This is a genomic window from Paenibacillus sp. PAMC 26794 (genome assembly GCF_000316035.1).
In the GTDB taxonomy this organism is placed as follows: Bacteria; Bacillota; Bacilli; order Paenibacillales; family Paenibacillaceae; genus Paenibacillus.
Window position 1 is genome coordinate 25,632 of sequence record NZ_ANHX01000044.1, and the last position, 7,999, is coordinate 33,630.

A 7,999-nucleotide genomic window follows, 5' to 3' on the forward strand; every position below is an offset into this window, starting at 1 on the left:
ATTTTAAATATGAAGGGAATGTTGACGATGATGGTATCAGAGAAAACGTTGCATGAGGATATTATTGAAAAGGCTTGGACTGACGAGCACTTCAGACAACAATTGCACTCCAATCCGAAGCAGGCGCTTCGTGAAGCTTTCGGTATCATAATCCCGGAGCACATTCAGGTGCGTACCGTTGAGGAGCAGCAGAATGACTATGTGCTTGTCATACCTCCCAATCCTTCCAAAGTAAATTATGATGTGAATTGCGGACCTTGGAGAAGTTAATTCGGGTGAGCTAATCTTGTAGTGTAAGAAATTAGGGGTAGGAACAAAAAAAGCCGCTGTATCCTTCTGTGAGTTCGTCAATCGACGAACTCGGCAAAAGATACAACCGCTTCTGTTCCTACCCCTTTGGTGCTTGTAAAGCTGATCTGTCCTTGCATCGCTTCGACAATTCGGAATGTCACCATCATGCCCAGACCTGTGCCTTTGATTTTATTGGAGAAATAAGGCTCGCCCAACCGGGAGAGTGCTTCCTCGTCCATCCCTTCTCCGTTATCCCTGACATGCACCTTAATCATTCCATCCTGTTTGTACGCCCAGATATCAATCTGGCCTTGTCCCTGCAAAGCTTCAATACTGTTCTTGATAATATTGATAAAAGCCTGCTTGAACTTCGAGGAATTGCCTCGAATATATAGATCTGGCGGAATGTCGGTGGTGATTTTACCACCTTCCAGATTAGCCATCGGTACAAGAATGCCTTCAATATGATTGAATTCATCCGAGATATTGAGCGAGATAATATGGTCAAACTCAGGTTTGGCAAAGGTAAGAAAGTCGGTTATGATGCCCGAAGCCCGATCAAGTTCTTCCAGTGCAATTCGCACATACCCCTTATTTTTGTTGTCTTCCTGTTCCGTCATAAGTTGCAAGAACCCTCTTGTCACCTGAAGTGGATTACGTACTTCATGGGCAACGGAAGCGGCCAATTCACTAATAATCTCCATCTTTTCGGATCGCTGCAACTCATTGTTGAACAGCTCCAGTTCCTTAGAATACTCTAGAACTTTAGTATGTTTTTCGGCAAAACGACTTCCGAGAATGGCAATCAACGAGATCACAAATGCAACCATGGACCATTTCCACCATAACAGATGATACGTTCCACTCCGCTGATAATACCACAACAGTTCAGCCACACTGATCAAGGCAAATGTACCGAATCCCGTCGCAAGCAGCATAGCTTCCCGATTTCGTTGCAGCGCTTTGGCGATGGTACCAACCAACAGGATTGTCAGCAGAATGACCAGCACCATGCCAACCACACGCTGTACGAGCAGATTGTAGAGGATCTCCCATTGCCCACCTGAAGTAACATAGATAAATAGAGAGAACACCGCGATAACTGAATATATGAATAGTATTTTTCGCAGTTTGGTGAAGATTCCATGCAGTCCTGGTCCGATAATTTGTTCAAAAAAATAACATAGCGCTGGCATACCCAGCAGCATCGCCAGATCAAAGACTACGGAATACAGGTCACCATATACCTGATAGAACGTATACAAAAATTGCGAGTACGTGATGATCATCGTGCCGATGGAACCCATTACGATGCATAGCGAGATCCATAATCCCTTATGGAACTTGCCAAGGAAGAACGTACAACTCAGCATCGTAATCGCTGTGAAAACAAAGGTCGCGCCCAAAATTACATCAATAAGTCCGTTATGAATATATTTCTCCTGTAACGCAGCATAAGGTCCAACCTGAACAGTACCTTGTATCCCCAGACGGCCTTTTTCATTTTGCGACCATACATAGAGCGTGTCACCTGAATTTTGGCTGGATAAGGGCAGCAACACAGCATTATTATCATAATTGTAATGGTAGTTCTCGTAGACCTTGCGGTCTTCCAGATAGACAACAATATGATTGCCTTTAATGTTCTCAAATCGAATGGCTGAACTTTCCTCACTCAACTCAGGAATGGTCAGGCGAGTCCATAAAGAATTCGATCGATCCGTATTGCTATATTCTAACTTATCGCTGCCCTGCTTTTCCCATATCTCGTCTGCTCCCTTAACCTCACTGATGAACCCTTGATCGTCAACGTTCCCCCATTTTACTTCCCATCCTGTAATGGATACAGGTTGCTGAACCGCTCCTGTAGTTGCAAAGACTATCCCATGTGGCATGCCTAGAATAATCAATACACTCATCCATAAGATGACGATAGCTTTGGGCACATTTTTCATTCACAGCACCTCAAAGTTCTAATTTTCCCTATCTTAGATTCTCTCATTTATCATTCGCCACCGTTTGTCACGTCACCTTCTTGAGATAAAATGAAATTTCACATTTAAGTCGATTTATAGTTTTATTTCCATTTTATTGTTAAAGTTATTCGATTAATCACGCAAGTCTTCGAACTGGTTCACTATCATTTCCCGTTCTTTCTGTTCAACTTGACTGCGAAATTCAAGCCACTGCTCTGTCTCCTCATCATCATAGATGGTCCATATGTCGGAAAAAAGGAAATCCCGCAACTGGACAACTTGCCCGGACCATATACCGCCTACCCAAAACAAACCATCCGGACGACGGATGACGGTACGGGAGAACCCGGGTGTGGACGCCTTTTGCCCGATACGGATGCGTGTGATCATATTGCCCAGTGTGAACCAGTCCACATGAAATCCCTCCCTTACATATTCAAGCTTCATCATAACATAGGCAAAACAGGAAAAGCTGTAAAAACGGTGGCTGCGATTCAATCCTTAGCTCCGGGTGTAATGGTTTCTCAAAGCAAACAAACACGCTAAGGAGATGATTACAATGAATGAGCCCCATCGTACGGTTGAGGTGGAACATAAGGATGTTCAGCATAAATCGGATTCAAGTATGGTCGCTTCCACATTTATTAAATATGCCGCATATATCATTATCTTTTTCGGATTCTTATACTTCTTGGTGAAATACGTATTCCCCAAATTCTAAGGCATTCATATCGTAGTGAACACCCGGAGATAATAACCTGTGCAAGATTACCACACTAGCGCTTTGGGTAACTACGGGGTAAGAAGCATTTGGACAACCGATAATGAAAGGAAGTGTTACTCATGTCTGACAAACCAATTAGTAACGAAGAGAGCGACCGCTATTATGACCGTTACCAGAGGTCCCGCGATATTCCGCCAGAGACGGAAGTCCCGGAAGGCGATATGGATACCTTTGATGAAGTTTCCGGCAGACGGATTGTAACGGAAGATTCGGGTCTGGCACCCTTAGCCGCAACCGCTGTGGACGAGCCGGAATTGGATTCACGTTTGGCTGAGACACCGCTGGAATCTGTACCGGATGCAGATCTTCTGCAACCGAACAGTCCGGTTGACCCTGCTGCACCCGATCCGGATGCGCTGCATGGTACCGATCTGCTTAATGGTGCTGGTGCGGATGCCAAACCGGAGAACGACATTCCACCGCGACATTAACAGCTGTGATGACATCCTGAATGAGGAGGTGCATATACGATGAAGGAAGATCGCCAAAAGCATGTGCATGAACCGGATAATCTCGTGACCGAACGGGATATTGACCCGGACTTCGGACTGTTCACTGAGAACTCCTTCCCCGAAGCACTTGAGGATGAGGATCAACATGATGCGGTCGAGCATGCCATTCCCAAAGAAAAGGCTTCTCGTAAGCCCTCTTCGGATGACTAACTTATATAGATCCGTATTAGACTTAAAAAAGATGACGTCTGTTAATTTCACAGCGTCATCTTTTTTGTTACCTGTAAGTTCACTTTCTCTTTGCAATTCGGCATCACCGTTTAGGGGAAACCTTACTTGCCACGGGCAGTTTGTGATCCAATCCTGACCACTTTGCTACAATCGCAGTGATGATCAATGCCACTCCATTAATGATAAAAATCCAGCGTATCGGCAGCCAGCCACCAAGTACACCACCAATGATCGGTCCCGCCATCGTCCCGATCTGGGCAGCGGATTGATTCAGACTAAAAGCCCTTCCCCGGAAACTTGATGCGGTAGCCTGCACAATCATGGCGTTAATTGCCGGAAATACAGCGGCAAAGAATAAACCATACACAAATCGTAAAATGCCGAATGCTATATAACCTGTTGTAAAGAACTGCAGAAGATTCCCTACGGCCCCACCAACCAGTCCAATGATCAACACTTTACCGTATCCAATCCTTGAACCAATCTTGCCCCAACGCGGCGCCATAATAACTGTTGCTACCCCCACCGCTGAGAAAATAATACCCGAGCTGAGTGAGGCACGATCCGGCTGAACGCCCATCTCCATCACATAGACCGTTAATAGTGGCTCCAGAATCATGACGGAGAATGTACATATACCCATCATGCCAAGCACCGTCATAAACAAACGATTCGCTCTCGCTTCACGAATGTCATCCATGACGTGGGAACGAGCTTTGTTCCGGTTGAAGTTCTCTTCTTTTACCCAGAAGGTTGCGATGATTGCTGAGACTAACACAACAATAGCCGAAAACAAAAATGCATTTCGGTTGCCATAATAATGACTTACCACGCCACCAATTAACGGTCCGATAATACCACCAGTGGCTCCTGCAGTGGACATAATACCAAGTGCATAACCAGTCTTCTCTTCAGGTGTATTCGTGCCTACCAGGGCAATCGCTGCTGGAACAAACCCTGCAAGCAGCCCCTGAAACAATCGAACAACAATCAGCGAATACGGGTCCTGCACGAAATAATTGATTAAATACAAGACGGCAAGGCTGTATCCCGACCGGATCAGCATAGGTTTGCGTCCGTATTTATCAGCCAGTGATCCCCAGAACGGAGACACGAGTGCACTCGCGAGAAACGTAATGCCAAATGCCAGTCCTGACCATAACTCCAGGTGATCACGAACCCCCAAGTCAGCACTTAGAAACAGGGGCAGAAATGGAATCGAGATCGAATACGCGGTGCTGCAAAAAAATACACCAATCCACAATATGACCAGATTGCGCTTCCACGAGAAGTTCATATACCCGCACGCCCTTTCCGTTACTGACGCCGGGACTGCCGTGTATTGGAGCGGACGGAACAGACCCGTACGTCCCCGATGCGGAAGCATTTTCCTTATTTTACACCCATCATTCCATGAAGGCCATCCCTTGTTCACCACAAACACATGTATTACATTGCCATCCTGTCCACAAAAACGGTATGATAGTTGGGTAAATATCCAAATATGATTTGGAGAAAATATATGATGCAGAGATGCAAGGAGGAACGTTTTCATGTCTTTACGGTGGAGAAAAAACACAGTGGTTTCGCTGGTTCTCGCGATGCTACTTATCGTCATTAGTGGTTGTGGACGCCCTTCGAGTGGCGCTACAGAAACACCAGCTCCAGTTGAACCAACGGGTCCCAATCCGGTAGCTACTATTGAAATGGCAGATGGACAGAAGATCGTCATTGAGCTATATCCGGAAATTGCACCCAATACGGTGAACAATTTTATTTCACTGGCGAATAAGGGTTTCTATGATGGCACAATCTTTCACCGTGTTATTCCAGGTTTCATGATTCAGGGCGGAGATCCAGACGGTAATGGTCGAGGTGGCCCAGGGTATGCCATTAAGGGTGAATTTACATCCAACGGTCACAAAAATCACCTGAATCATACCCGCGGAGTCATTTCCATGGCACGCGGAGATAATTTGGATTCGGCTGGTTCTCAGTTCTTCATCATGTTAGCTGACGCGGATCATTTGGATAACGCCTATGCTTCCTTCGGTAAAGTAACGGAAGGCATAGAAACTGTGGATAACATTGCAGCTCAAGAAATAGGTGAAGGTGACAAACCGGTTTCCGATCAAGTTATGAAAAAAGTTACGGTAGACACCCACGGTCTGGAGTATCCAGAACCGGTAAAAGTACCTTAATTAACATCCTTGCCAAACGGATGATAATCACATGGTTATGACTTGTAATGAACTCTAAACAAACAAAAGCTCTGTCCTGCGCGAATCTCGCAAGGCAGAGCTTTATTTATTGATTTTAATGATAACGGTTACATATATGACTTTATAAAAAATGACCTCTTCCGGCATCATCCTCAATACATCCATCCCATCAAACGTAACCAGCCGATAATCGCAATCCATAACGGGCAGCTAAAGGCAACGCCCCATGCAAGCCCTTTCAGTAAACCACGGTTTACTTCCACGAACAACGACTCCTTTCTCCAGGGAATAGTCGCAGTATCGGTAATAGTATATGATTTTATACCCGTTTTCATTCGTCACGCAACCCTCGTTTTCCTGCTTTTGTTCCGCAGATTCATGGAATGCTTTACGGGAACCTGATATACTATGACTACTGTACGATAAATGGAACCTGATTCATGTTTGGAAAGGAGATTTTCCTATGGCAAAATCCAAAAAACGCACTCCTGCTCCCAAAACAGCAGTAGCACAGGATAAACCCACAACACTGAAGGATCTGCTTAGCAGTGATGTGCTGGAGAAGCTGAAAGCACAGGCGGATGAAGCCAAGGCTGCCGAGGCGGCTCTTAGAGAGCAGGAGCGTCAGCAGGCAGAAGAAGCTCGCCAAGCGGAGCAGAAGCGCCGGGATAACGATTTCGAATATTTGCTCAATAACAGCGCAATGGACTGGAAGAAACATAAGTAAGTATCGGGCATGACCTAAGGGTGTCTCCTATCACACATGCCAAAATAATATTACAGCAGACAGATCATGAAGATGATCTGCTCACAGAACAGGGCCGCATTGCGGTCCTGTTCTTTTTGATATATACACATATGATTCACCAGTCTTGAGCCGGGTATGTAGAAGTAGAGCGTACAACGATAATCTAACCCATACGGAGGGATCAGAGATGACTGAACAACGTTTGGAAGGCAAAGTCGCGATTGTAACCGGAGGTGGATCGGGTATTGGTCAAGCTACCGCTATTCATTTCGCCGAGCATGGGGCCAAAGTGTACATGCTGGATCGCACACCCGAAAATGCAGAGGAAACCAAGCAGACGATTGAAAAGGCTGGCGGAGAAGCGTATGTGATCGAATGTGATATCTCCAAACCGGATAATGTGCAGAAGGCGATCAATCAGGCTGCGGCTGAAGCAGGTAAACTGGATATCATATTTGCGAATGCTGGCATTAACGGGACGATGGCCCCGATCGAAACGATGGACATCGAGGACTGGGACCAGACGATGGAGATCAATATGCGCGGAACCTTCGCAACCGTCAAGTATGCCATCCCTCATCTGAAAGAACATGGCGGCAGCATCATTATCACCAGTTCCATCAACGGTAACCGGGTCTTCTCAGGGATCGGTTTCTCTGCATACGCTTCCAGCAAAGCAGGACAAACTGCGTTTACGAAGATGGCTGCACTGGAGCTGGCTCGTTATAAGATCCGTGTTAACGCCGTCTGCCCAGGAGCCATCGATACCAACATTGATGATAACACCTACCCGTCGGATGATCTGAAAGAAGTACAGATTCCTGTTGAATTCCCTGAGGGTCACGAACATCCGCTCAAGGGCGAACCTGGAACGTCGAAGCAAGTGGCGAACCTCGTTCTGTTCCTCGCTTCCGATGAAGCCTCTCATGTTACAGGTACACGAATCTATGTGGATGGTGCGGAATCTCTGCTACGTGGATAAAAATATAAATATAAGTTGGCCCCATTCAGGGACAACGCCCAAACATCCCGTAAGCGATCTGATCCGGTCAGATTACTGCGGGATGTTTTATTTATAAAGAGCTCAACTTTCGCAGCTCAAATCTCCAAACAAACCCTTGATATAGCTGGGTAAACCAGAAATCCATTCTTGTAGTTGACAAAAAACGTCCGTTTTGTTCTTTTGGTTTTCGCTTGAGACATGTCGAGAAATAAACTCATCAGTTGCTGAAGCGCCGTCTGGTAGTCCAGATCGCGAACCTCATCGGCAAAGAGAAAAAAGAGTCCTCCCAGTG

At 45.9% G+C, this 7,999-nt stretch carries 10 protein-coding genes and 1 pseudogene; 7 read left to right on the forward strand and 4 right to left on the reverse strand.

From position 1 onward, the window contains the following. The first annotated feature begins 27 nt into the window (after nt 1-27). Nucleotides 28-270, forward strand: a complete 243-nt coding sequence (locus D829_RS31350; RefSeq protein ID WP_017690236.1) for an NHLP leader peptide family RiPP precursor — start codon at nt 28-30, stop codon at nt 268-270. Nucleotides 271-347: 77 nt separating this feature from the next. Here D829_RS31350 and D829_RS0117615 read toward each other — a convergent pair whose 3' ends face one another. Together D829_RS0117615 and D829_RS0117620 are read right to left on the reverse strand one after the other, a co-directional pair. Then, nucleotides 348-2,246, reverse strand: coding sequence for a HAMP domain-containing sensor histidine kinase (locus D829_RS0117615; protein ID WP_017690237.1), 1,899 nt, complete (start codon nt 2,244-2,246; stop codon nt 348-350). Between the two features lie 153 nt (nt 2,247-2,399). Next, nucleotides 2,400-2,681 carry a hypothetical protein gene (locus D829_RS0117620; RefSeq protein WP_017690238.1) on the reverse strand — a complete coding sequence of 94 codons (282 nt, stop codon included), beginning with the start codon at nt 2,679-2,681 and terminating at the stop codon, nt 2,400-2,402. Nucleotides 2,682-2,826: 145 nt separating this feature from the next. Here D829_RS0117620 and D829_RS33755 point away from each other — a divergent pair, with 145 nt between their 5' ends. The 3 genes from D829_RS33755 (at nt 2,827) to D829_RS31360 (ending at nt 3,713) form a co-directional block, all read left to right on the forward strand. Then, nucleotides 2,827-2,988 (forward strand): hypothetical protein, encoded by a 162-nt coding sequence (locus tag D829_RS33755; protein ID WP_017690239.1) that lies wholly within the window; start codon nt 2,827-2,829, stop codon nt 2,986-2,988. Between the two features lie 122 nt (nt 2,989-3,110). Then, nucleotides 3,111-3,482 (forward strand): hypothetical protein, encoded by a 372-nt coding sequence (locus D829_RS33460; protein WP_017690240.1) that lies wholly within the window; start codon nt 3,111-3,113, stop codon nt 3,480-3,482. A 39-nt stretch (nt 3,483-3,521) separates the two neighbouring features. Further along, nucleotides 3,522-3,713 (forward strand): hypothetical protein, encoded by a 192-nt coding sequence (locus D829_RS31360; protein WP_017690241.1) that lies wholly within the window; start codon nt 3,522-3,524, stop codon nt 3,711-3,713. A gap of 103 nt (nt 3,714-3,816) precedes the next feature. On the opposite strand, the gene D829_RS0117640 is transcribed toward D829_RS31360, so the two are convergent. Further along, a complete protein-coding gene (locus D829_RS0117640; RefSeq protein WP_017690242.1) occupies nt 3,817-5,031 on the reverse strand; it encodes an MFS transporter in 1,215 nt (404 codons plus the stop codon). Between the two features lie 256 nt (nt 5,032-5,287). Here D829_RS0117640 and D829_RS0117645 point away from each other — a divergent pair, with 256 nt between their 5' ends. From D829_RS0117645 to D829_RS0117660, 3 genes are all read left to right on the forward strand, one after another. Then, nucleotides 5,288-5,935, forward strand: a complete 648-nt coding sequence (locus D829_RS0117645) for a peptidylprolyl isomerase (protein WP_017690243.1) — start codon at nt 5,288-5,290, stop codon at nt 5,933-5,935. A 484-nt stretch (nt 5,936-6,419) separates the two neighbouring features. Next, the gene (locus D829_RS0117655; RefSeq protein WP_017690245.1) at nt 6,420-6,683 is read left to right on the forward strand and encodes a YqkE family protein; all 264 of its coding nucleotides are present in this window, start codon (nt 6,420-6,422) and stop codon (nt 6,681-6,683) included. A gap of 208 nt (nt 6,684-6,891) precedes the next feature. After that, nucleotides 6,892-7,686, forward strand: coding sequence for an SDR family NAD(P)-dependent oxidoreductase (locus D829_RS0117660; protein ID WP_017690246.1), 795 nt, complete (start codon nt 6,892-6,894; stop codon nt 7,684-7,686). A gap of 116 nt (nt 7,687-7,802) precedes the next feature. Here D829_RS0117660 and D829_RS33920 read toward each other — a convergent pair. Beyond that, nucleotides 7,803-7,999, reverse strand: a pseudogene (locus D829_RS33920) (hypothetical protein); the annotation flags it as partial.

Bases quoted from the DNA above. Each gene is read 5' to 3' on its own strand.
- D829_RS31350 (WP_017690236.1), top strand. From the start codon at position 28: ATGATGGTATCAGAGAAAACGTTGCATGAGGATATTATTGAAAAGGCT.
- D829_RS0117615 (WP_017690237.1), bottom strand. From the start codon at position 2,246: ATGAAAAATGTGCCCAAAGCTATCGTCATCTTATGGATGAGTGTATTG.
- D829_RS33755 (WP_017690239.1), top strand. From the start codon at position 2,827: ATGAATGAGCCCCATCGTACGGTTGAGGTGGAACATAAGGATGTTCAG.
- D829_RS33460 (WP_017690240.1), top strand. From the start codon at position 3,111: ATGTCTGACAAACCAATTAGTAACGAAGAGAGCGACCGCTATTATGAC.
- D829_RS31360 (WP_017690241.1), top strand. From the start codon at position 3,522: ATGAAGGAAGATCGCCAAAAGCATGTGCATGAACCGGATAATCTCGTG.
- D829_RS0117640 (WP_017690242.1), bottom strand. From the start codon at position 5,031: ATGAACTTCTCGTGGAAGCGCAATCTGGTCATATTGTGGATTGGTGTA.
- D829_RS0117645 (WP_017690243.1), top strand. From the start codon at position 5,288: ATGTCTTTACGGTGGAGAAAAAACACAGTGGTTTCGCTGGTTCTCGCG.
- D829_RS0117655 (WP_017690245.1), top strand. From the start codon at position 6,420: ATGGCAAAATCCAAAAAACGCACTCCTGCTCCCAAAACAGCAGTAGCA.
- D829_RS0117660 (WP_017690246.1), top strand. From the start codon at position 6,892: ATGACTGAACAACGTTTGGAAGGCAAAGTCGCGATTGTAACCGGAGGT.